At 65.4% G+C, this 22361-nt stretch carries 18 protein-coding genes and 1 tRNA gene; 11 read left to right on the forward strand and 8 right to left on the reverse strand.

Features of this window, described 5'->3' with window-relative positions; all coding sequences use genetic code 11:
- Positions 1-86: 86 nt before the first annotated feature.
- A complete protein-coding gene (locus BMW90_RS05545) occupies positions 87-1472 on the reverse strand; it encodes a M20/M25/M40 family metallo-hydrolase (protein ID WP_074835473.1) in 1386 nt (461 codons plus the stop codon).
- Between the two features lie 228 nt (positions 1473-1700).
- Here BMW90_RS05545 and hemA point away from each other — a divergent pair, with 228 nt between their 5' ends.
- From hemA to ispG, 3 genes are all read left to right on the forward strand, one after another.
- On the forward strand, positions 1701-2924 hold the full coding sequence (gene hemA / locus BMW90_RS05550; RefSeq protein ID WP_074835793.1) for a 5-aminolevulinate synthase: 1224 nt from the start codon (positions 1701-1703) through the stop codon (positions 2922-2924).
- Positions 2925-3045: 121 nt separating this feature from the next.
- Entirely contained in the window at positions 3046-4350 is a 1305-nt protein-coding gene (locus BMW90_RS05555) for a helix-turn-helix domain-containing protein (RefSeq protein WP_074835474.1), read from the forward strand.
- A gap of 74 nt (positions 4351-4424) precedes the next feature.
- Complete coding sequence (ispG, locus tag BMW90_RS05560) at positions 4425-5549, forward strand: flavodoxin-dependent (E)-4-hydroxy-3-methylbut-2-enyl-diphosphate synthase (protein WP_074835476.1); 1125 nt, start codon at positions 4425-4427, stop codon at positions 5547-5549.
- A 190-nt stretch (positions 5550-5739) separates the two neighbouring features.
- Here the strand turns inward: ispG and BMW90_RS05565 are convergent, their stop codons facing one another.
- Together BMW90_RS05565 and BMW90_RS05570 are read right to left on the reverse strand one after the other, a co-directional pair.
- Positions 5740-6495: a DsbA family protein gene (locus BMW90_RS05565; protein ID WP_074835477.1), complete on the reverse strand. Its 756-nt coding sequence runs from the start codon at positions 6493-6495 to the stop codon at positions 5740-5742.
- Positions 6496-6520: 25 nt separating this feature from the next.
- Positions 6521-7831, reverse strand: a complete 1311-nt coding sequence (locus tag BMW90_RS05570; protein WP_083415971.1) for a M48 family metalloprotease — start codon at positions 7829-7831, stop codon at positions 6521-6523.
- A 57-nt stretch (positions 7832-7888) separates the two neighbouring features.
- On the opposite strand from BMW90_RS05570, the gene BMW90_RS05575 reads away from it, so the two are divergent.
- From BMW90_RS05575 to prfB, 4 genes are all read left to right on the forward strand, one after another.
- Positions 7889-9046: a pyridoxal phosphate-dependent aminotransferase gene (locus BMW90_RS05575; RefSeq protein ID WP_074835480.1), complete on the forward strand. Its 1158-nt coding sequence runs from the start codon at positions 7889-7891 to the stop codon at positions 9044-9046.
- 186 nt (positions 9047-9232) lie between these two features.
- Entirely contained in the window at positions 9233-10444 is a 1212-nt protein-coding gene (locus BMW90_RS05580; RefSeq protein ID WP_074835482.1) for an N-acetylmuramoyl-L-alanine amidase, read from the forward strand.
- A gap of 109 nt (positions 10445-10553) precedes the next feature.
- Complete coding sequence (locus tag BMW90_RS05585; RefSeq protein ID WP_074835483.1) at positions 10554-13067, forward strand: penicillin-binding protein 1A; 2514 nt, start codon at positions 10554-10556, stop codon at positions 13065-13067.
- A gap of 108 nt (positions 13068-13175) precedes the next feature.
- A complete protein-coding gene (gene prfB / locus BMW90_RS05590) occupies positions 13176-14303 on the forward strand; it encodes a peptide chain release factor 2 (protein ID WP_074835485.1) in 1128 nt (375 codons plus the stop codon).
- A gap of 204 nt (positions 14304-14507) precedes the next feature.
- Here the strand turns inward: prfB and trpE are convergent, their stop codons facing one another.
- From trpE to fabI, 5 genes are all read right to left on the reverse strand, one after another.
- Positions 14508-16019 carry an anthranilate synthase component I gene (gene trpE, locus BMW90_RS05595; RefSeq protein WP_074835487.1) on the reverse strand — a complete coding sequence of 504 codons (1512 nt, stop codon included), beginning with the start codon at positions 16017-16019 and terminating at the stop codon, positions 14508-14510.
- An 11-nt stretch (positions 16020-16030) separates the two neighbouring features.
- Positions 16031-17875, reverse strand: a complete 1845-nt coding sequence (locus BMW90_RS05600) for a peptidylprolyl isomerase (RefSeq protein ID WP_074835489.1) — start codon at positions 17873-17875, stop codon at positions 16031-16033.
- 130 nt (positions 17876-18005) lie between these two features.
- A complete protein-coding gene (gpt, locus tag BMW90_RS05605) occupies positions 18006-18509 on the reverse strand; it encodes a xanthine phosphoribosyltransferase (RefSeq protein WP_048531412.1) in 504 nt (167 codons plus the stop codon).
- 93 nt (positions 18510-18602) lie between these two features.
- Positions 18603-19208: a LysE family translocator gene (locus BMW90_RS05610; protein ID WP_074835490.1), complete on the reverse strand. Its 606-nt coding sequence runs from the start codon at positions 19206-19208 to the stop codon at positions 18603-18605.
- A 3-nt stretch (positions 19209-19211) separates the two neighbouring features.
- The gene (gene fabI / locus BMW90_RS05615; protein ID WP_048531415.1) at positions 19212-20018 is read right to left on the reverse strand and encodes an enoyl-ACP reductase FabI; all 807 of its coding nucleotides are present in this window, start codon (positions 20016-20018) and stop codon (positions 19212-19214) included.
- A gap of 135 nt (positions 20019-20153) precedes the next feature.
- Here fabI and pdxH point away from each other — a divergent pair, with 135 nt between their 5' ends.
- From pdxH to BMW90_RS05635, 4 genes are all read left to right on the forward strand, one after another.
- Positions 20154-20759 carry a pyridoxamine 5'-phosphate oxidase gene (pdxH, locus tag BMW90_RS05620; RefSeq protein WP_074835491.1) on the forward strand — a complete coding sequence of 202 codons (606 nt, stop codon included), beginning with the start codon at positions 20154-20156 and terminating at the stop codon, positions 20757-20759.
- Positions 20760-20869: 110 nt separating this feature from the next.
- Entirely contained in the window at positions 20870-21400 is a 531-nt protein-coding gene (locus BMW90_RS05625; RefSeq protein WP_048533757.1) for a cold-shock protein, read from the forward strand.
- On the forward strand, positions 21373-21852 hold the full coding sequence (locus BMW90_RS05630; protein WP_074835794.1) for a DUF192 domain-containing protein: 480 nt from the start codon (positions 21373-21375) through the stop codon (positions 21850-21852). The genes BMW90_RS05625 and BMW90_RS05630 overlap by 28 nt, the downstream gene beginning before the upstream one ends.
- A gap of 82 nt (positions 21853-21934) precedes the next feature.
- Positions 21935-22011, forward strand: a tRNA-Pro gene (locus BMW90_RS05635).
- Positions 22012-22361: the final 350 nt, after the last annotated feature.

The following is a 22361-nucleotide window of genomic DNA, read 5'->3' on the forward strand; positions in this document are numbered from 1 at the left end:
AGCAATTAAGACCGTTAAATATCAGGAGGCGTTACATTCACTCTGGATTCTCCGTTAGTCGAACGCAACAGAGCATTATCGCGGACTTATGATTGTCTAGCCGCCCCCAACACCCTGACCCAGCTCCGCATCCCCTTGTGAAAGCTCGTCAGCGCATACTTCTCGTTCGGCGAGTGGATCTGGTCGTCGTCCAGACCAAAGCCGATCAGCATGGCCGGCATGTCGAGGTAGTCGCTGAAATACCCCGCGATCGGGATCGAGCCGCCGCAGCCGGCAAACACCGCCGGGTTGGGCCATTCGTCAGACAGCGCGCCGCGCGCGGCCTCGAAGAGCGGCGAGGTGGTGTCCATCGCCGCCGCCGGAGAGGCGCCATGCGCCTTGAATTCGACGCTGCAATCGGGCGGCAGCTGATCCTCGACATAGGCGCGAAAGGCGGCGCGGATGGCCTGCGGGTCCTGGTTGCCCACCAGACGGAAGCTCACCTTGGCATGGGCCTGGCTCGGCAGCACGGTCTTGAAGCCGGCGCCGGTGTAGCCGCCCCAGATGCCGTTGACGTCGCAGGTCGGCCGCGACCAGATCATCTCGAGCCCGGTGCGGGTGTTCTCGCCCGCCGGCTGCGACAGGCCCACGGCGCCGAGGAAGTCGCGCGCCATCTCGCCCGGATCGCCAAGCGCCGCCCATTGCTCGCGCAGCGCCGCCGGCAGCTCGGGCACGTCGTCGTAGAAGCCGGGCAGGGTGACCCGGCCGGTGTCGTCATGCAGCCCGGCCAGCACCTTGGTCAGCACCCGGATCGGGTTCATCGCGATGCCGCCGAACATGCCGGAATGCAGATCGCGCGACGGCCCGGTGATGGTGACCTCCTCGCCCATCAGCCCGCGCAGCATGGTGGTGATGCAGGGGGTTTCCGGGTCAAACATGCCGGTGTCGCAAATCAGCGCGATGTCGGATTTCAGCTCGGCGGCGTTCTCCTGCATGAAGGGGATGAGCGAGGGCGAGCCGCTTTCCTCTTCGCCCTCGAAGAAGAAGGTGATGCGGCAGGGCAATTGCCCATGCACCGCGATCCAGGCCCGGCAGGCCTCGACAAAGGTCATCAGCTGGCCCTTGTCGTCGCTGGTGCCCCGGCCGCGGATCACTTTTCCTTGAGGCGTGTCCTCGATCTGCGGATCGAACGGGTCCCGGTCCCAGAGCTCGAGCGGGTCGACCGGCTGCACGTCGTAATGGCCGTAGAACAGCAGATGCGGGCCGCCCTCGCCGATATGGCCCACCACCATGGGATGGCCCGGGGTGGGGCGCTTGCTGGCCTCGGCGCCCAGCGATTGCAGGTCGGCCACAAGCCAGTCTGCGGCCTGCTGGCACTGGGCCGCATAGGCCGGATCGGTGGAAATCGACGGGATTCGAAGAAGGTCTTTCAAGCGGTCAGATGCCGCATTGAGGTCATCATCGATTCGGGTCAGAACGGGCGAAATGTCCATCGGCAGGTTTCCTTTTTGCGTCAGACCCTAGCGAAGCGGAAATCCCTGTCCAGTGGGGTTTGACATGGATCAATGCTGCGGCCATGGGTCGCCGCTAGTAGAGGTTGCCAGACGGGATTTCCCGCTGTAAGTATTCAGGAACGTGAATTTGACCGCCTTTCGGGCGATCGGGTTCATACGCAGGGCCCGCGGCCCCACGCAAACGGAGGTGCCCCGGTGAGCCACAATCTGGATTATACCGCGAAACTCGACGCGGCGCTCGGCCGCCTGCACGACGAGGGCCGCTACCGGACCTTTATCGATATCGAACGCAAGCAGGGCCATTTCCCGCATGCCACCTGGCGCAAGCCCGACGGCAGCGAACAGCCGATCACCGTCTGGTGCGGCAACGACTATCTCGGCATGGGCCAGCACCCGGTGGTGCTCGAGGCGATGCACGAGGCGCTGGAGGCCACCGGCGCCGGCTCCGGCGGCACCCGCAACATCTCGGGCACCACGGTCTATCACAAGCGGCTCGAGGCCGAGCTGGCCGATCTGCACGGCAAGGAATCTGCGCTGCTCTTTACCAGCGCCTATATCGCCAATGACGCGACGTTAAGCACGCTGCCCAAGCTGTTTCCCGGTCTGATCATTTACTCGGACGCGCTGAACCATGCCTCGATGATCGAGGGCGTGCGGCGCAACGGCGGGGCCAAGCGCATCTTCCGCCACAACGACGTCGCCCATCTGCGCGAGCTGCTCGAGGCCGACGATCCGGCGGCGCCCAAGCTGATCGCCTTTGAATCGGTCTATTCGATGGACGGCGATTTCGGTCCGATCGAAGAGATCTGCGACCTGGCCGACGAATTCGGCGCGCTGACCTATATCGACGAGGTCCATGCGGTGGGCATGTACGGCCCGCGCGGCGCCGGCGTGGCCGAGCGCGACCGGCTGATGCACCGGCTCGACATCATCAACGGCACCCTGGCCAAGGCTTTTGGCGTGATGGGCGGCTATATCGCGGCCAGTCATAAAATGTGTGACGCCATAAGGTCTTATGCGCCGGGCTTCATCTTCACTACCTCGCTGCCGCCGGCGATTGCCGCCGGCGCCGCAGCCAGTGTGAAACACCTCAAGACCGATCAGGCGCTGCGCGAGCGGCACCAGACCCAGGCGAGCATCCTCAAGCTGCGGCTCAAGGGCATGGGCCTGCCGATCATCGATCACGGCAGCCATATCGTGCCGGTGATTGTCGGAGACCCGGTGCACACCAAGAAATTGTCGGACATGCTGCTCGAGACCTACGGCATCTATGTCCAGCCGATCAACTTCCCGACCGTGCCGCGTGGCACCGAACGGCTGCGGTTCACCCCGTCGCCGGTGCACGGTCCGCGCGAGATGGATGCCTTGGTGGGAGCAATGGACGATCTGTGGTCGCATTGTGCGCTGAATCGTGCCGACCTGAGTGCCTGAGCGGTTTTGACCCTGCCATTATGCGCGCTACATGCTAACCTCGTTACAAGCAAAGGGGCGACACGAATCGTCCTGAACCGTTGGGGAATGGTCAGGGCAACGAAAAACGGGGCAGATCGGCATGATAGGGCGCAAACTGAGGCGCGGCGAGGCGCCGGGCGAGGAAAACGTCGGCCCAAAGGGGTTTGACGACTTCGCATTGCGCCTTGGGGATGTCATGCGGGGCGAACGGGCCACCATGGGCAAATCCCTGCTCGACGTGCAGCGCGAATTGCGGATCAAGGCCTCCTATATCGCCGCGATCGAAAATTGCGATCCCGAAGCTTTTGATACTCCAGGATTCATCGCCGGATACGTGCGCTCCTATGCGCGCTATCTCAACATGGATCCGGATGTCACCTTTCAGAATTTCTGCATCGAAAGCGGCTTTACCACCGCGCATGGCATGTCGGCCGAAGCGTCCAGCCAGCAGCGCAAGCCGGGGCAGAAGCTGCCGCAGAAATCTCCGGCCGAACGGGATCTCTTCACCGATCCGAACATGCCTTTCGCCCCGCGCGGCGAAAGCTTCCTGGCCCAGATCGAACCCGGGGCCGTCGGCTCGATGCTGGTGCTGCTGACGCTGATCGCCGGGATCGGCTATGGCGGCTGGAGCGTGTTGCAGGAAATCCAGCGGGTGCAGCTCACCCCGGTGGATCAGACGCCGATCGCACTGGCCGAGCTCGACCCGCTGGAGGGCGCCGGCCGGATCGCGCCGGAAGAGGACAGCCTCGATCCCGACGAGACCCGCGCCGCCGGCGTGTTCAACCCGCCCTCGGGCGAACCGATGGACCGGCTCTATCGCCCGCAGGCGCTGGATGTGCCGGTGATGATCGCCCGCGACGCGCCGATTTCCACGCTCGATCCGTCACGCGTCGGCAGTTTTGCCAGGGCCTCGCGGGAACGCACCCCCTCGATTGTCACCGCGAGCGCCGCCGCCTCGGGCGATGTGCCGCTGGACAGGGTGATGGATCAGGTCGCCGAACAGGTGGCCGCCACCGCCTTGCCGCAGGTGCTGGAGCCTCCGAAACCCGGTGTGCAGCTGGTTGCCGTCCGCCCGGCCTGGGTGCGGGTGCGCGCCGCCGATGGCAGCGTGCTCTACGAGGCGGTGATGAACGCCGGCGATACCTTCGACGTGCCGCAGGGCGAAGAGCCGGCGACGCTGCGGGTCGGGGCCTCGGGCGCGGTCTATTTCGCCGTCAACGGCCAGACCTACGGCCCCGCCGGGCCGCGCGGCGCCGTGACCTCGAATGTGGCGCTGGCCGCGGCGAGCCTGACCGAGCGCTATCAGCCCGCCGATCCGGCCAGCGATGGCGACCTCGAGCGGATGGTGGCCGAGCTGAACCTGCGTGTCGCCACGCCGACGCCGGAGACCACGGCCGGCGAATAACCTCTGACGCATTGCATTGCCGGCCAGTCTGACTAGGTTGCGGGCAACATGCGTACAGCTTCGGGATACTTTCCATGAGCCTCAATCACGTCCGTCCGTGGCGCAATATCTATCGCCGCAAGAGCCGTCAGATCATGGTCGGCAATGTCGCCGTGGGCGGCGATGCGCCGATCTCTGTGCAGACGATGACCAATACCATCACCACCGACGTCAAGGCCACGCTCGACCAGATCATTCGCGCCGCCGAGGCCGGGGCCGATATCGTCCGGGTCTCGGTACCCGACGAGGCGTCGGCCAAGGCGATGAAGGAAATCTGCCGCGAGAGCCCGGTGCCGATCGTCGCCGACATACACTTCCACTACAAGCGCGGCATCGAAGCCGCCGAGGCCGGCGCGGCCTGTCTGCGGATAAACCCCGGCAATATCGGCTCCGAGGACCGGGTCAAGGAAGTGATCCGCGCGGCCCGCGATCACGATTGCTCGATCCGCATCGGCGTCAACGCCGGCTCGCTGGAAAAGCACCTGCTCGAGAAATACGGTGAACCGACCCCCGACGCCATGGTCGAATCCGGCCTCGATCATATCAAGGTCTTGCAGGACAACGATTTCCACGCGTTCAAGATCTCCTGCAAGGCATCGGATGTCTTCATGGCCGCCGCCGCCTATCAGGCGCTGGCCGAGGCCACCGATGCGCCGATCCACCTCGGCATCACCGAGGCCGGCGGGCTGACCTCGGGCACCATCAAGAGCGCTATCGGTCTCGGCAACCTGCTCTGGATGGGCATCGGCGACACCATCCGCGTCAGCCTCTCGGCCGATCCGGTCGAAGAGGTCAAGGTCGGCTTCGAGATCCTCAAGTCGCTCGGCCTGCGTCACCGCGGCGTGAACATCATTTCCTGCCCCTCCTGCGCCCGTCAGGGCTTCGACGTGATCAAGACGGTCGAAGTGCTGGAGCAGCGGCTGGAACACATCAAGACGCCGATGAGCCTGTCGATCATCGGCTGCGTGGTCAATGGCCCGGGCGAGGCGCTGATGACCGACGTGGGCTTTACCGGCGGCGGTGCCGGCAATGGCATGGTCTATCTCGCCGGCAAGGCCAGCCACAAGATGTCGAACGACCAGATGGTCGAACATATCGTCGAGGAAGTCGAAAAGAAGGCCGCCGAAATCGCGGCCCGCGAAGCCCAGGCGGCGGAATGACCCCGGGGCGCGGATGACAACGCCTGTCTTTCCTCTTGCACGAAATACCTCGGGGGAGGCCAAAGGCCGGGGGCAGAGCCCCCAGAAAAAACCCCGGGACCCGATCCCGCTCCCGCCCCGGACCTGATCCCGCCCCCGCCCCGGACCTGATCCGGGGCCTCCCGTTCCGCCCGGTGTCCCGGGCGCGGCCTCAGCCCTCGGCGCGTTCTTGCGCCACCACCTGGCGCATCGCGTCGAGCGGCAGGTAGCCGCGCAGCAGGCTGTCTTCCAGCACGAAGGTCGGCGTGCCGTTGATCTGAAGCCGCTGCGCCAGGGCGCGGGTCTCGGCGATCCGCTGCGCGACCCTGTCGCTCTCCATCTCCGCCAGAACCGCCTCGGCATCCAGCCCCAGCGTCTCGGCCAGCCGGCGCAGCGCGGTCTCGTTGACCGTGCCGCCAAGCTTGATCAGCGCGTCATGCGCGCTCTCATAAGCCGCGTCCCCGGCCACCTCGAGCACCGCAATGGCGAATTTCGAGCTCTCGAGGCTGTCCGGGCCGAGAATCGGGAACTCCTTGACAATAAAGCGGATATTGCCGTCGCTTTCGATCAGTTCCTTGACCTCTTCATGTGCCTTGCGGCAATAGCCGCAGCGATAGTCGATGAATTCCACCAGCGTGACATCGCCCTCGGGGTTGCCGCCGACATGGCTGAATCCGTCGTCGAAGATGTCACTGCGATTGGCGGCGATCAGGTCGAGATCGCGGTCGCCCCGCGCCGCCTGCTGCCGCCGCTCGAGCTCGTTGACCGCCTCGATGATGACCTGCGGGTTCTCCATCAGATAGGCCCGGACCGCCGCGCCAAAGGCATCACGCTCGGCCTCGGTCATTTCGGTCAGATCGGTGGCCAGCGCGGGCCCGGCACAGGCCAGTGTGGCGGCAAGGGCGGTGGCGGTAAGAAAACGGGTCATTGGCTATCCTGTATGTGCGCGCGCATCAGCGCAGGGTCTTGGTGGCAGAAAGCACATCCTCGGCGCGTCGCCAAGGGCCGGAGCCCCGCGGAAGCAGCCCCTCGGCGCGGGTGGCATGCAGCCTGGCGTCCTTCATCCGGCCTTGCAGCGCATAGCGCTCGGCGGTGACCAGCGAGGCCATGCCGTTCTGGCCGGTCTTGGCATAGGCAACCGCCAGGTCGCGCAGGATGCGCGGATCGCGAAAATCGCGGCTGCGGGCACGCTCCAGCACCTCGAGCGCGGATTTCGCATCCCCCGCCGCCATCTGCGCGCGGCCCAGGCCGCCCAGGATCAGCGCCTCGTTCGGGGCCATGGCGGCGGCCTGGCGATAGACCTGCACCGCCGGGCCGAACTGCCGGCCTTCCAGCAGGATCTGCCCCTTGAGTTCGAGGTAGAGCGCGTCCCGGGGCCGTAGCGCCAGCGCCTGGTCGATGGCCGCAACGGATTTGCGCAGGTCCGAGCTCCGGTGATAGGCCACCGCCTCGCGCATCAGGGCAATATCCTTGCTGACGCTGGCGCCCGCCCGCCGCAGGGTCCAGCCCGGCGCGCGCAGAAAGGCCGAGAGCTTGCCCTGGGCCCGGGCGAACCAATAGGCGGCGCCGGGATCGTCGCGGGCCGCCCCGGCGTTGCCGGCGACAAAGCCCTGGGCGGCGCGCATCCGGTCGCGGGTCAGCGGGTGCGAGCGCATGTAGGGATCCTGCCGGCCGGCGCTCAGGGCCTCCTGGCCGCGAAACAGCTCATGCACCTCGAGCGCGGCGCGCGGGTCGATGCCGGCGCGGACCAGGCTGCGCAGGGCGGTGGCATCGGCCGAGCTTTCCTCGGCGCGGGTATGGGCCAGGAACTGGCGCAGCGCCGCGCTCTGACTGCCGGCGGCGATGCCGGTGGCCACCGAGGGCGCGCCCGAGGCCGCGGCGGCGGCGGCCAGCACCATGCCGAGCCCGGCGGCGGTGCGCGCGGCGCGGGCATTGCCGGCGCGGCGGGCGAGGTGGCCGTTCGAGATATGCGCGGCCTCATGGGCGATGACATATTGCAGCGCCTCGACGCTGCCCAGCTTCATGATCAGGCCGGAGTTCAGGAAGATATGCTGGTTGTCGGCGACAAAGGCATTCAGTGCCGGATCGTCGATCACCAGAATCCGCAGGTTCGCCGGCACGCCGGCCGCCCGAAGCACCGGCGCGGCGATCTGCGCCAGCGCATATTCCACGTCGGCATCCCGGATCAATCCGGCCGCCTTGGCAGGCACGGCCACGAGCACCCAGAGCGCGAGCGTGGCCGCAAAGTGTCTCAGTATCCGCATTGACCTCCCCGTCTCGATCCCGGAAAACCGCCTCCGGGCAGAGCTTGGGAGAATAACATGCGAGACTCAAGGCGGGGGGACGTCGATCCTTTTATTGTGATGGATGTGATGGAGGCCGCGCGCCAGGCCGAGGCCGCCGGCCGCCACATCATCCACATGGAGGTCGGCCAGCCCGGAACGCCAGCACCACATGGCGCGCGCGCCGCCGTGGGTGCGGCAATGCAGAGCGATCCGATGGGCTATACCGTGGCGCTCGGCCTGCCGGCGCTGCGCGCACGGATTGCGCGGCTTTATGCCGATTGGTACGGCGTGACGCTCGATCCGGCGCGGGTGATCGTCACTCCGGGCTCCTCCGGCGCCTTCCTGCTGGCCTTCACCGCGCTCTTCGACGCCGGCGACCGGGTGGCGATCGGCGCGCCGGGCTATCCAAGCTATCGCCAGATCCTCAAGGGGCTGTCGCTGGAACCCATCGATCTCGAAACCCGCCCCGAAAACCGGCTGCAACCGGCCCCCGGGGATTTCGCCGATCTCGATATCCAGGGCCTGCTGGTCGCCTCGCCGGCCAATCCGACCGGGACCATGCTGGACCGGCCGGCGATGGCGGCGCTGATCGCGGCGGCGCAGGCCAAGGGCGCGGCCTTCATCTCGGACGAGATTTACCATGGCATCGAATATGAGGCCAAGGCGGTCACCGCGCTGGAGATCACCGACGACTGCTATGTCATCAACTCCTTTTCAAAGTATTTCAGCATGACCGGCTGGCGCGTCGGCTGGATGGTGGTGCCCGAGGGACATGTGCGCAAGATCGAGCGGCTGGCGCAGAACATGTTCATCTGCGCGCCGCATGTGGCCCAGGTGGCGGCGCTGGCGGCGATGGACTGCGACGACGAATTGCAGGCCAATCTCGCGGTCTATGCCGAGAACCGGCGGTTGATGCTCGACGGGCTGCCCAAGGCTGGGTTCGACCGGATCGCGCCGCCGGACGGCGCGTTCTACGTCTATGCCGACGTCAGCCACATCACCGATGACAGCCTGAGCTTCTGCCGCGAGATCCTCGACGAGGCCGGGGTGGCGGTGACGCCGGGGCTCGATTTCGATCCGGTGCGCGGCGGTGGCACCCTGCGGTTTTCCTATGCCCGCTCGACCGCGGATATCCGCGAGGGGCTGGAACGGCTGGCGCGGTTCATGGCCCGGCGCGGGCTGGCTGCGGGCTGAGCCGGGTGGGGGCGCTGCCCCCGTCGCCTGTGGCGACTCCCCCGAGGGTATTTTCGGCAAGAGGAAAGAGAGGCGGGGCGCGGTGCGGCTGCCGGGGCGCGCGATAGAGGGATGCAGGGGGCGGCGCGCCGTGGTAGATTGTGGCTCGAACGCGGGCGCGAGACCCGTGCAGCAAGGGTCATCGGCATGAGCAGACATCTCCTTTCCGCCTGCGCCTTCGCGCTGGCACTTTTCACCGCGCAAGCCCCGGCGCAGGAATTCGGCGCCCTGGCGCGGATCGATGCCGAGGACAGCGGCATCGCCCGCGGCGGCGATCTGACGCTGGAATTTGCACTCAGCCAGGGCGTGCCCTGGCGCGCCTATACGCTGACCGAGCCGGACCGGCTGATCCTCGACTTTCAGGAGGTGGACTGGACCGGGCTGACCGCAGAGGCCTTTGCGTCCAATCATCTCGCTGCGGTGCGTTTCGGGGCCTTGCGGCCCGGCTGGTCGCGCTTTGTCGCCGAACTGGCGGCGCCACTGGCGGTCAGGACCGCTGCGCTCGAAGTCGATGATGCCACCGCCGCCGCGACCCTGCGGGTGACGCTCGACCGGACCGACCGGGCCGATTTCGACGCCGCCGTCGGTGCCGTTCCAAGCGCGCGATGGGTGCTGCCGGAACCCGCGCTGCGCGCCGAGACGACCGGCGTGCCGGATGTGCTGACCGTGGTGCTCGATCCGGGCCATGGCGGCATCGATCCCGGCGCGCTGCGCGGCGGCTATCGCGAGTCGGATCTGGTGCTGCAACTGGCCCGCGACGTGAAGGAGGCGCTGTTGCGCGCGGGCGGCATCAACGTGGTGATGACCCGCGAAGAGGATCACTTCGTCTCGCTCGAGGCCCGCGTCGCCATCGCCCGCCGTGCCGGGGCGCATCTCTTCATCTCGCTGCATGCCGATGCGCTCGAAGAGGGCGTGGCGCATGGGGCCTCGGTCTACATGCTGTCGGACACCGCGACCGACGAAGCCACCGCCGCACTGGCCGAACGCCATGACCGCAGCGATCTCCTGGCCGGGGTCGACCTGACCGGGTCGGACGATGAAGTGGCCGAAATCCTGATGGATCTGGCGCGGCAGGACAATGGCCCGCGCTCGCATATGCTGGCCAAGGCGATGGTGCGCGCGATCGACGACTCGGTGGGCGAGATCCACAAGCGCCCCTTGCGCGAGGCCGGGTTCTCGGTGCTCAAGGCGGCCGATATTCCCAGCGTGCTGGTCGAGGTCGGCTTTCTCTCGACCGACCGTGACCTGGAGAACCTGCAAGACCCGGAATGGCGGGCGAAAATGGCGCGCGGCATCCGCGACGGCATCCTGGCCTGGTCGCTGGCTGACGCCACGATTGCCCCGCTCCGGCGCAAGTGACGCGACGCAATTGGCTGATTTCCGCAAGAGCGGATCATAACGGGGTTTGTGTTTTGACCGCCCGGGGCATCACGCCTATATAAGCCATCTAAACCAGCAGGAGCGCGTGGTGCTGAGGTTCATCCTTTCTTTCTTTGGTGGCATTTTCACCGTGGTCACCATGGGGGCCGCGGCCATCGCACTGTCGATCGGCGCGGTCTTCTGGGTCTATGGCCGCGATCTGCCCAGCCACGAATCGCTGGCCCAGTACAAGCCGCCGACAATCAGCCGGATCTATTCCGGTGAAGGCCGGATGATCGATGAATTCGCCCAGGAACGCCGGCTTTTCACCCCCGCCGAAGAGATCCCCGACCTGATCAAACAGGCCTTCATCTCGGCCGAGGACAAGAATTTCTACGACCACGCCGGCTATGACGCGCGCGGCATCATCGCCGCCGGTGTCGAGGCGGTGCAATCGCGCGGCCAGAACGTGCGCGGCGCCTCGACCATCACCCAGCAGGTTATGAAGAACTTCCTGCTCTCCGGCGACCGCCGGATCGAGCGCAAGATCAAGGAGATCATCCTCGCCACCCGGCTCGAGGAAACGCTCGACAAGGAGCGCATTCTCGAATTGTACATGAACGAGATCTTCCTCGGCCAGAACTCCTATGGCGTCACCGCCGCCGCCCAGACCTATTTCAACAAGACCCTGGGCCAGCTCGCCCCGCATGAGGCCGCCTTCCTCGCCTCGCTGCCCAAGGCGCCGTCGGATTTCCACCCGGTGCGCCGCAAGGAGCGGCTGCTGGAGCGGCGCAACTTCGTGCTCAAGGAGATGATGGAGAACGGCTATATCACCGAAGCCGTCTATCGCGACGAGGTTGCCCAGCCGCTGCGCTCGGTGCAGAACGGCGATTTCGAGAGCTTCAAGACCGCGCTGCCGCCGCGCGACTATTTCACCGACGAGATCCGCCGCCAGCTCTCCGAGGATTTCGGCGAGGGCGAGTTCTTTTCCGGCGGTCTGACCGTGCGCGCCACCATCGACCCCGAGATGCAGGTGATTGCCGCTCACGCGCTGCAAAGGCAGCTCGAGCTATATGATCGCGGGTTGGGCACCTGGCGCGGCACCGGCAAGAGCATCGATGCCGCCGAGATCGACAATTGGCGCGAGGCGCTGGCCGATGTGCGTGTCGCCCGCGACGTCACGCTCGAGAGCCCCTGGTATCCGGCCGTGGTGCTGGCGGTCGAGGATCAGCAATTGCGCATCGGCATCGAGGGTGTGGCCGAGGACGAGAACGCGCCGCATGTGGTGCCGCGTCAGGACATCGAGTGGCTTCGCGGCAACTTCTTCGACAATTTCGAAGTCGGCGACGTGGTGCATGTGCGCAGGATGACCGAAGGCGACAATGGCGCGGGCGCCTTTATCCGCTGGACCTTGCGGCAGGTGCCGGAAGTGCAGGGCGGCTTCATGGCGATGGACGTCAACACCGGCCGGGTTCTGGCAATGCAGGGCGGCTTTTCCTATCAGAATTCGGTGTTCAACCGCGCCACCCAGGCCCAGCGTCAGCCCGGTTCGTCCTTCAAGCCCTTTGTCTATGCCTCGGCGCTCGACAGCGGTTATACGCCGGCCACCATCATCGTCGACGCGCCGATCGAGATCGACACGCCGCAGGGCGTCTGGCGGCCCAAGAACGCCTCGAACCAGTTCTACGGCCCGACGCCGCTGCGCACCGGCATCGAACGCTCGCGCAACCTGATGACCGTGCGCCTGGCGCAAGAGGTCGGGATGGATGTGGTCGGCAGCTATGCCGAGCGCTTCGGCGTCTATGACCGGCTCAGCCCGGTGCTGGCCAATGCGCTGGGCTCGCAGGAATCGACCCTGTTCAAGATGGTCGCGGCCTATGCGATGTTTGCCAATGGCGGCGAGCGGGTGGAGCCGACACTGGTCGACCGGGTGCAGGATCGCTACGGCAAGACCGTCTATCGCCATGACGCCCGCGATTGCGTCGATTGCGACGACCCCTCGATCGCCGGCAGCCGCGGCCCGCGCATCGTGTCGAACCGCGAGCGGGTGATGGACCCGGTGACCGCCTATCAGCTGACGTCGATGATGCAGGGCGTGGTCGAACGCGGCACCGCCTCGAATTACGTCAACCTGCCGGTGCCCACGGCGGGCAAGACCGGCACCACCAACGACGCCAAGGATGTCTGGTTCGTGGGCTTCACCTCGAACGTGGTGGCCGGCTGCTACATCGGCTACGATCAGCCGCGCAGCCTTGGCCGGGGCGCCTCGGGCGGCGGGTTCTGCGGCCCGGTGTTCCAGCGGTTCATGAGCGAGGCGGTCGAGAAATACGGCGGCGGCAAGTTCCGCGTGCCCGAGGCCTGCCAGTTCATCAATATCGACCGCTTCACCGGGGCACGGCTGGGCGATGGGGCCTCGGGCGCCAATGTGGTCACCGAATGTTTCCGCGAAGGCGAAGAGCCGATCTTTGGCATCACCTTCGACGGCGGTTTTGCCATGGGCTCGAACTTCGAGCAGATCGCCCCGGGCAACAGCAGCAAGCAGGTCACCACCTCGACCGGCAAGAAGGCGGTTGTCGGCCCGAAGGCGAGCTTTGGCACGCTGTCCTCGGGCGGGCTGTATTAAGCGTGGCGGGTCGGCCCTTCGGGGCCGGAACCGCGCAGCGGGTGGCTTGTCCATGTCCCGGGGGCTTGATATCACGCAGGTCTGAAACGCCAGAAGCCGGGAAGAGACATGCGCGCGGAAATCCAGAACAAGGTTGCTGAAATCGAAAAGTCGCTGACGCTTCTCGCGCAGCGGATGGACTATGAGACCGCGCCGCACCGGCTGGAAGAATTCAACGCCATGACCGAGGATCCCGATCTCTGGAACGATCCCGAGAAGGCGCAGAAACTGATGCGCGACCGCCAGATCCTGATGGACAAGGTGGCCACTTACGAAAGCATGAAGCAGGAGCTTTCCGACAATCTCGAACTGATCGAACTGGGCGAGATGGAAGACGATTCCGAGGTGGTCAGCGATGCCGAGAGCGCAATCGTCGCGCTCCGGGACAAGGCGGCGCAGAAAGAGCTCGAGGCGCTGCTCGATGGCGAGGCCGACAGCAACGACACCTTTCTCGAGATCAACGCCGGCGCCGGTGGCACCGAGAGCTGCGACTGGGCCGCGATGCTGGCGCGGATGTATGTGCGCTGGGCCGAGGCGCATGGCTACAAGGTCGAGCTGCAATCCGAGAGCGCGGGCGACGAGGCGGGGATCAAATCCGCCGCCTACAAGATCTCCGGCCACAATGCCTATGGCTGGCTGAAATCGGAATCCGGTGTGCACCGTCTGGTGCGGATCTCGCCCTACGATTCCGCGGCCAAGCGGCACACCTCGTTCAGCTCGGTCTGGGTCTATCCGGTGGTCGACGACAATATCGAGATCGAGGTCAACCCGGCCGACATTCGCATCGATACCTACCGGTCCTCGGGGGCCGGCGGCCAGCACGTCAACACCACCGACTCGGCGGTGCGGATCACCCACAACCCGACCGGCATCGTGGTGACCTCGTCCGAGAAATCGCAGCACCAAAACCGCGACATCGCCATGAAGGCGTTGAAATCGCGCCTGTATCAGCTTGAGCTCGACCGCCGCAACGCCGACATCAACGCCGCGCATGAGGCCAAGGGCGATGCCGGCTGGGGCAACCAGATCCGGTCTTACGTGTTGCAGCCCTACCAGATGGTCAAGGACCTGCGGACCGGGCACGAGACCTCGGACACCAAGGGCGTGCTGGATGGCGATCTCGACGGGTTCATGGCCGCCACCCTGGCGATGGACGTCTCGGGCAAGAGCCGCGCCGAGGCCCAGGGCGAGGATTGACGCCGCAGCTTCCTCTTGCCGGAAATACCCTCGGGGGAGGCCGCAGGCCGGGGGCAGAGCCCCCATCCGCCGCCTGTCCCGGGAGCGCCGCGGGGCGTCTTAAGGCGTTCTGGGGCGCCCAGGCGCGCGGCGGACGGCGCTGAAAATCCCCATCGGAGATCTGCGCCGAGCAGACCGGCGAGGGCCACTCATGCGCTCCTCGCGTCAGTTGCGGCCGTGGCCGGCGAAACGCCCCGCTTCCTCGGCGGCCTTGCGGATCGCCTTGGACTTGTTGACCGTCTCCATGAACTCGGCCTCGGGGTCGCTGTCATAGACGACGCCGCCACCGGCCTGGATATAGAGCTTCTCGTCCTTCACCACCGCCGTGCGCAGCGCGATGCACATGTCCATGTCGCCACCGGCGCTGAAATAGCCGACGCCGCCGGCGTAGACACCGCGTTTCTCCGGCTCCAGCTCGTCGATGATCTCCATCGCCCGCACCTTGGGTGCGCCGGACACCGTGCCGGCGGGCATCCCGGCCAGAAGCGCCGACAGCGCGTCGTGATCCTCGGAGAGCTCGCCCACCACGTTGGACACGATATGCATGACGTGGGAATAGCGCTCGACGATGAATTCCTCGGTCGGGCGGACGGTGCCGATCTTGGACACCCGGCCGGTATCGTTGCGGCCGAGATCGAGCAGCATCAGATGTTCCGCCAGCTCCTTCTTGTCGGCCAGCAGATCGGCCTCGTAGGCGTTGTCCTCTTCCGGCGTCGCGCCGCGCGGGCGGGTGCCGGCGATCGGCCGGATGGTGACCTCGCGGCCAAAGACCCGCACCAGGATCTCGGGGCTGGCGCCGATCACCTGGAAACCGCCGAAGTTGAAATAGAACATGAAAGGCGAGGGGTTGGTGCGCCGGAGCGAGCGATAGAGCGCGAAGGGCGGCAGCGGAAACTCCTGGGTCCAGCGCTGCGAGGGCACCACTTGAAAGATATCGCCGGCGCGGATGTAATCCTTGGCCTTGTCCACTGCCGCCAGATAATCGGATTTGGAAAAGTTCGACACCGGCGCGCCGATCTCGGCGGCCTCGCCGAGATCGCGGCTGTCCGAGGGCAGGGCGCGTTCCAGATCGCGCACCGCATCCATCACCCGTTCCGCCGCCTGGGCATAGGCCGCCCTGGCCGATTGCCCTTCGCGCACCCAGGCCGGCGCCACCACGGTGACCTCGCCCTTCACGCCATCCAGCACCGCAATCACCGAGGGCCGGATCATCACCGCATCAGGCAGGCCCAGCGGGTCGGGATTGACGTCGGGCAGATGTTCGACCAGCCGGATCATGTCATAGCCGAGATAGCCGAAAAGCCCGGCGGCGGCCTGCGGCAGATCGGCGGGCAGGTCGATGTGGCTTTCCTCGATCAGCGCACGCAGCGAGGCCAGCGGATCGGCTTCGACCGGCTCAAAAGCGTCGCGGTCAAACCGGGCCTCGCGGTTGATGCGGGCCTGTTTGTCATGGCACTGCCAGATCACGTCGGGCTTCATGCCGATGATCGAATAGCGGCCGCGCACCTCGCCGCCGGTCACCGATTCCAGCATGAAGGCATCGCGGGCCGCGCCGGTCAGCTTGAGCATCAGCGAGACCGGCGTATCGAGATCGGCGGCCAGCCGGGTATAGACAACCTGGTTCTTGCCCGCCGCATGGCCTTGGGCAAAACCGTCGAAGTCGGGCGTCAGGGCCATCGGCAGCGTCCTTACTGGAAATTGGCGTGAACGGCGTTCAGCGCCTGCTGGTCGATCGAGATGCCGACGCGGGACTGGATGTCGCGGGCCAGCGCTTCGAACATGTCAGCGGCCAGGCTCGCGCCGACCTGTTGCTCGAGCGCCGAGAGGATCACCTGGTTTTCCTCGCTCTCGAAGTCCGGCGGCGTGATCTCGTCGAGCCTGAAGATGATCGCGCGGCCCTGATGCGGCAGGGTCAGCGTGCCGGGGGCGTCGAGTGCAAAGAGCGCTTCGAGCGCGTTGCCCGGCAGATTGGGTAGCTGGCCAGAGCGGGTCTGCCCGGTGACCGTGGTGGGCGCAAGGCCCAGGCCCGCGAAGGTCTTGCCCTCCGCCAGCTCGCCGGCCAAAGCCTCGGCCTGCGCCAGAAGCCGGGTTTCTGTCTCGGTGCGGGTCCAGTCGGCGGCCACCTGGTCGCGCACCTCATCCAGCGGTTGCGGGCTCGGCGGGTTCACGGCGTTGAGGCGCAGGGCAAAGATGCCGCCATCGCCCAGTTCGGCCACCTCGGGGAAATCCTCGGCGCTGACCGTGCCCGCCAGGTCGCGGAAATTGTCGTACCCGGCGATCTCGCTGTCGCTCTGCGGCGTCCAGTCGATCTGGCCCAGCACCATCTCGGTTTCCTGCGCCAGCTCTTCCAGCGTCGCGCCGCCGGCCAAAAGGTCGTCGATATCGGTGATCAGGCTGTCGATCACCCGCCGCGCGCGGTCCTGCACCAGCTGTTCGCGCAGGATCGGCTGCGCCTCCTCGAACGAGGTCTCCTGCGCCGGCAGCACGCCGTTGACGCGGTAGATCGCCGGGCCGAGATCCGAGGCGAAGGGGCCGACAACCGTGTCCACTTCGGCGGCAAAGACCGCATCGGCCGCGTCGCCCAGATCGCCACGGGTGACATCGCCCATGTCGACGTCGGGCAGGGCAAGGCCGCGATCGGTCACTTCGGCCTCGAAGCTGCCGTCGCCGCTTTCGATCCGTGCGATGGCGGCCTCGGCGGCCTCGGTGTCGGGCAGGACCAGCCGCTCGACCAGCCGGCGCTCGACCTGGTTGAAACGGTCGGATTGCGCGTCATAGGCCTTGCGCAGGGTCGCCTCGTCGATCTCGACGGTGTCGATCAGCATGTCGGGGGTGAGCCAAGCATAGGTGATGTCGCGGGTTTCGGGCAGGGTGTAGCGGGCAATGTTGTCCTGATGAAACTGCGCCAGCTCTTCCTCGGTGGGCGCCGGCACCGGCGCATCCAGGGCGCTGTCGTCGAGCGCGGCCCAGGTAAAGCTGCGGGTTTCGCCGACAAAGCCGAGCAGTGTCTCTATATAGGTGTCGGGCATCGGGTTGCCCGAGACAATGGCGGCCTGAAGCAGAGAGCGGGCGGTTTCCTCGCGCAGATCCTGCTCGAATTCGGACTCGTTGAGGCCGGCGTTCTGAAGCGCGAAGCGATAGGTGTCGCGGTCAAAGCTGCCGCCGGCGCCCTGAAAGGCGGAAATGCCCATCAACTCGCGCGCGACCGTCTCGTCGCCGACCGAAACACCAAGGTTCCGGGCTTCGTTGGTGATGGCGGTCGACGTGATCAGCTGGCTCAGCACGCGCTGGGGAATTTGCAGCGCCTGAGCCTGGGCAAAGGTCAGCCCCTGGCCGGTTTCGGCCTGAACGCTGCGGATTTCCTGCTGCAAGGCGCGGGCATAGTCATCCACGCTGATCGGCGTGTCGCCGACGGCGCCGACGCTGCGCACGGTGCCGGTCAGATTGGTCGCGCCAAACCCGGCCAGGCCCACGAAAAGCAGACCCATGAGAATCCAGACCAATGTCTTGGAGATGCTGTTGCCTTTGGCCATGACTGCCCCTGCTGTGTTCGCCTTTATTGCGAGACGTGTCTACGCGCAGGCCGGGGCAGGGGCAAGGGGGCGGCGGGCTGTTCGGTCGCCCTGCGGCGCCGGCCGGCCGCAGGGGCCGCGGGCGGGGCTGTCAGTCCTTGCCGCGATAGGGTTCGACGTATTGCAACGCCATGTCCCAGGGGAAGAAAATCCAGGTATCCTGGCTGACCTCGGTGATGAAGCTGTTGACCTGCGGCCGGCCCATCGGCTTGGCATAGACGGTGGCGATATGGGCGTTCGGCATATGGGTGCGCACCGCCTCGATGGTCTTGCCGGTGTCGACCAGATCGTCGATCACCAGAACCCCGGTGCCATCGCCGACCACATCCATGTCGGGCGACTTGATCACCTTGGGTTCGGTCTGTTCCTGGTGGTTGTAGCTCTTGACCGAGATCGTATCGACCATGCGGATATCAAGCTCGCGCGCGACGATCATCGCCGGTGCCATGCCGCCCCGCGTGATCGCCACCACGGCGCGCCAGGCGCCATCGTCGGGCCCGTGCCCGTCCAGCCGCCAGGCCAGCGCCCGTGCGTCCCGGTGCAACTGATCCCAGCTGACGTGAAAACCCTTTTCATGCGGCAGACGATCGTTCATCTCCGGCCCTCCGTTTTTCTCGCGTCTAGCCCAAAGCCCTGACAAAAGAAAGCTGGCCGTGTCATTTTGTTGCGTCAGCCGGAACGGCCCGGGCTAGCGCCCGAAGATCAGCCGCAGGCCCAGCATCCCGAGCACCAGGGCCGCGATCCGGTCGAACAGATGTTTCAGCCGGAGATAGCCGTCCCGCGCCCGCCGGGTGGAGAGTACGAGCGCAAAACCGGTATAGGCGACCCATTCCACCAGCAGGTGGTTGCCCACGATCAGCGCCTTGTCGGTCAGGCTCAGCGCGGGCGGAAAGATCACCAACAGCACCGCCGAGGCAAAAAGCACCGACTTGGGATTGCCGAGATTGACCAGAAAGCCGGTGCGAAACGCCTGCCGCCCCGGAACGACGGCGGCCTGTGTCAGAGGCTGGCGCGCATCGCGCCACATGCCCCAGGCGATGTACAGCAGATAGAGCGCCCCGGCGATCTTGATCGCCAGATAGGCCCAGGGCACCACCACGAAGACCGCCTCGAGCCCGAGAAGCGCCAGTGCCGTCCAGCCCGCCGCCATCGCGCCCAGCCCCAGCCCGGTGGCAATCCCCGCCCGTGGCCCGGCCACCAACGAGGTGCGCAATGCCAGAAGTAGCGCCGGCCCGGGCGAGGCCAGCGCCGCAAGCAGAGTCAGGTTGAAAGCCAGGAGATGGTCCCAGCCCATGGCTCAGCCCTTGGTGATGTCGGGGGCGTCGACCGCCTTCATGCCGACCACGTGATAGCCGGCATCCACATGCAGGTTCTCGCCGGTCACGCCGGAGCCCAGATCGGACAGCAGGTAGAGCGCCGAGCGGCCGACGTCTTCGGTGGTGACATTCCGGCGCAGCGGCGAATTGTATTCGTTCCACTTCATGATGTAGCGGAAATCACCGATGCCCGAGGCCGCCAGCGTCTTGATCGGGCCGGCCGAGATCGAATTGACCCGGATGCCATCCTTGCCCAGATCTTCGGCCAGGTAGCGCACCGAAGCCTCGAGCGCGGCCTTGGCGACCCCCATGACATTGTAATGCGGCATTACCCGCTCGGCGCCGTAATAGGTGAGGGTCACGGCCGAGCTGCCGGGTTTCATCATCTTTTCGGCGCGCTGCATCACGGCGGTGAAGCTGTAGACCGAAATGTCCATCGACAGGGTGAAATTGGCGCGGCTGGTTTCCACGTAGCGGCCGCGCAGCTCGTTCTTGTCGGAAAAGCCGATGGCGTGGACAATGAAATCCAGTTCGCCCCAGCGCTCCTTGAGCGCGTCGAACAGCCCGTCGATTGACGCCTCGTTGCCGACATCGCAGGGCAGGACGATATCGCTGCCCAATTGCGCCGCCAGCGGGCCGACCCGTTTCAACAGCGCCTCACCCTGGTAGGAAAACGCGAGTTCCGCGCCGGCGTCGGCCAGCGCCTTGGCAATGCCCCAGGCAATCGACTTGTCGTTCGCCAGCCCCATGATAAGGCCGCGTTTGCCGGCCATCAGCGTATTTGACATCTCGCATTCTCCGCTCAAGTGTCTCGAATGTCACGCTTATGGCAAAGAAAGCTAACCATCAAGAGCACGTGCTCTCGAATGCGCCGGCGACGGCATGCAATTAATCCGTTAGACTATCGTGAAAAGGAGCCGCTTATGTCGGAACGCACCGGGATTTTTGCCGGGGAGAGCCCGTTTGAAATTGCCCGCCAATGGTTGGCGGAGGCCGAGCAAACGGAAGCCAACGATCCCAACGCCATCGCGCTTGCCACGGTGGACGCACAAGGCATGCCCAATGCCCGGATGGTGCTGCTCAAGGATATCGAGGAAGGCAGTTTTGTTTTCTACACCAATTACGGGAGCGCCAAGAGCCAGGAAATCGAGGCCACCGGCACCGCCGCCTTCGTGATGCACTGGAAGAGTCTGCGCCGCCAGATCCGCGTGCGCGGCCATGTCACCCGCGAAGACGGGCCGCAGGCGGATGCCTATTACAAGTCGCGCTCGCTCAAGAGCCGGCTGGGGGCCTGGGCCTCGGATCAGTCCAAACCGTTGAAATCGCGCACCGCGCTGATGGCCGAGGTGGCCAAGATCACCGCGCAGAAGGGCAGCGACCCCGAGCGGCCGCCGTTCTGGGGGGGCTGGCGGATCACCCCGGTGGAAATCGAGTTTTGGGCGGACGGGGCGTTCCGCTTGCACGACCGTTTCGTCTGGCGGCGTCAATCAGAAGGAGAAAGCTGGCAGATTTCACGTCTGAACCCCTGAATTTTGCGTATCGTGAAATGCATTATCCCGAAAAATCAGGGATATGGGCTTGCATTTGACGTGGGCTTGGTTGCAAGTGTTAATCGGGATGAGAAAGAACAGAGAGCGTTTTGGAACAAGTAGAACAACAGCCCCGACGGGTTGAAGGCCGGGTAAAATGGTTCGACCCTCTCAAGGGCTTCGGATTTGTGGTTGCCGATGTTGGAGGACCGGACATCCTCCTGCATTCGAACGTGCTGCGCAACTATGGCCAAAGCTCAGTGGCCGATGGTGCGCATGTCGTTGTCGACATTCAGGAAACCCCGCGCGGCATTCAGGCCGTGGCCGTGGTCGAGATACAGCCGCCGGAAGATGACGGCACGCCGCCGCTGGCCGATTTCGAAGTGGTCGATCCCGCGGTGATCGCCGCCGCCGAGCTCGAGCCGGCGCGGGTGAAATGGTTTGACAAGGCAAAAGGCTTTGGCTTTGCCAATGTCTTTGGTAGACCCGAGGATGTGTTCCTGCATGTCGAGGTTCTGCGCCGTTCCGGCCTCTCTGACGTGCAATCTGGTGAAGCTCTGGGTCTGCGCGCCATCGAGGGCAAGCGCGGCCGGATGGCAGTTGAGGTATGTCCATGGGAAAGCGCATTGAAATCCGGTTGATCGCGGCGATCCTCGCCGTTTTCACGCTGACCCAGGCGGCCTTTGCCGCCTGCCAGCCGGGCAAGATCGAACTGGCCACCGAGAAGGGCCGGGTCAGCTTTGATGTTGCCGTCGCCGATGATTTCCAGGAGCGCGGCCGCGGGCTGATGTTCGTCAAGGAAATGGCCGACAGCCAGGGCATGCTGTTCATCTACGGTGTGACCCGCCCGGTGAGCTTCTGGATGAAGAACACCTACATCCCCCTCGACATGATCTTTATCGACAAGCGCGGCGTGGTGAAGAAGGTCCACGCCAACGCTGTGCCGCATGACACCACCAGCATCTCCAGCGACGTTCCGATTCGCAGCGTGCTCGAAATCAACGGCGGCCTGGCCGAGAAGCTGGGGATCGTGCCTGGCACGCTGGTGCGCCACGCCGAATTGCCGCAACAAGGCGCCGCCTGGCCCTGTTGAGCGGGCAGGCGACGCTTTCGGTCTGTTCCGGCGCCTTTGCGCTTTTCATTGTCGCGCGGGCGGATTATGAAGCCCTCGGTTTCGGGGCGTAGCGCAGCCTGGTAGCGCGACGGTTTTGGGTACCGTAGGTCGCAAGTTCGAATCTTGCCGTCCCGACCATCCTCTCATCACACACCAGATATTGTGGTCAGCTTTGCGGCAGACCCCGATCTCTGCCGTGTTTCTGGCGGCGTCCATGTGGCTTTTGCGCACGCGCGCGGGCGCGGAAAATATTTCTGCACATGCGAATAACTTTGCCTCCGAAGCGGCCCGCAGCCGGGGGATAAAATTGCCCTTCGGCACCCGCGCGCCCCGGTAAACATGCCGGAAAACACGAAAAAAAAGTTAACAGAGCCTGTGGGCAATCTTGTGCGTATTTCGGGGCTGAATCGAGGACATGTCGCTGGGCTCATCCGTCAAGGCATTTTTGCCCGCATTAAGTGAAATTTCGATGTTGACGGTCTATGCGC

It is taken from the genome of Marinovum algicola, from assembly GCF_900109145.1.
Lineage (GTDB): Bacteria > Pseudomonadota > Alphaproteobacteria > Rhodobacterales > Rhodobacteraceae > Marinovum > Marinovum algicola.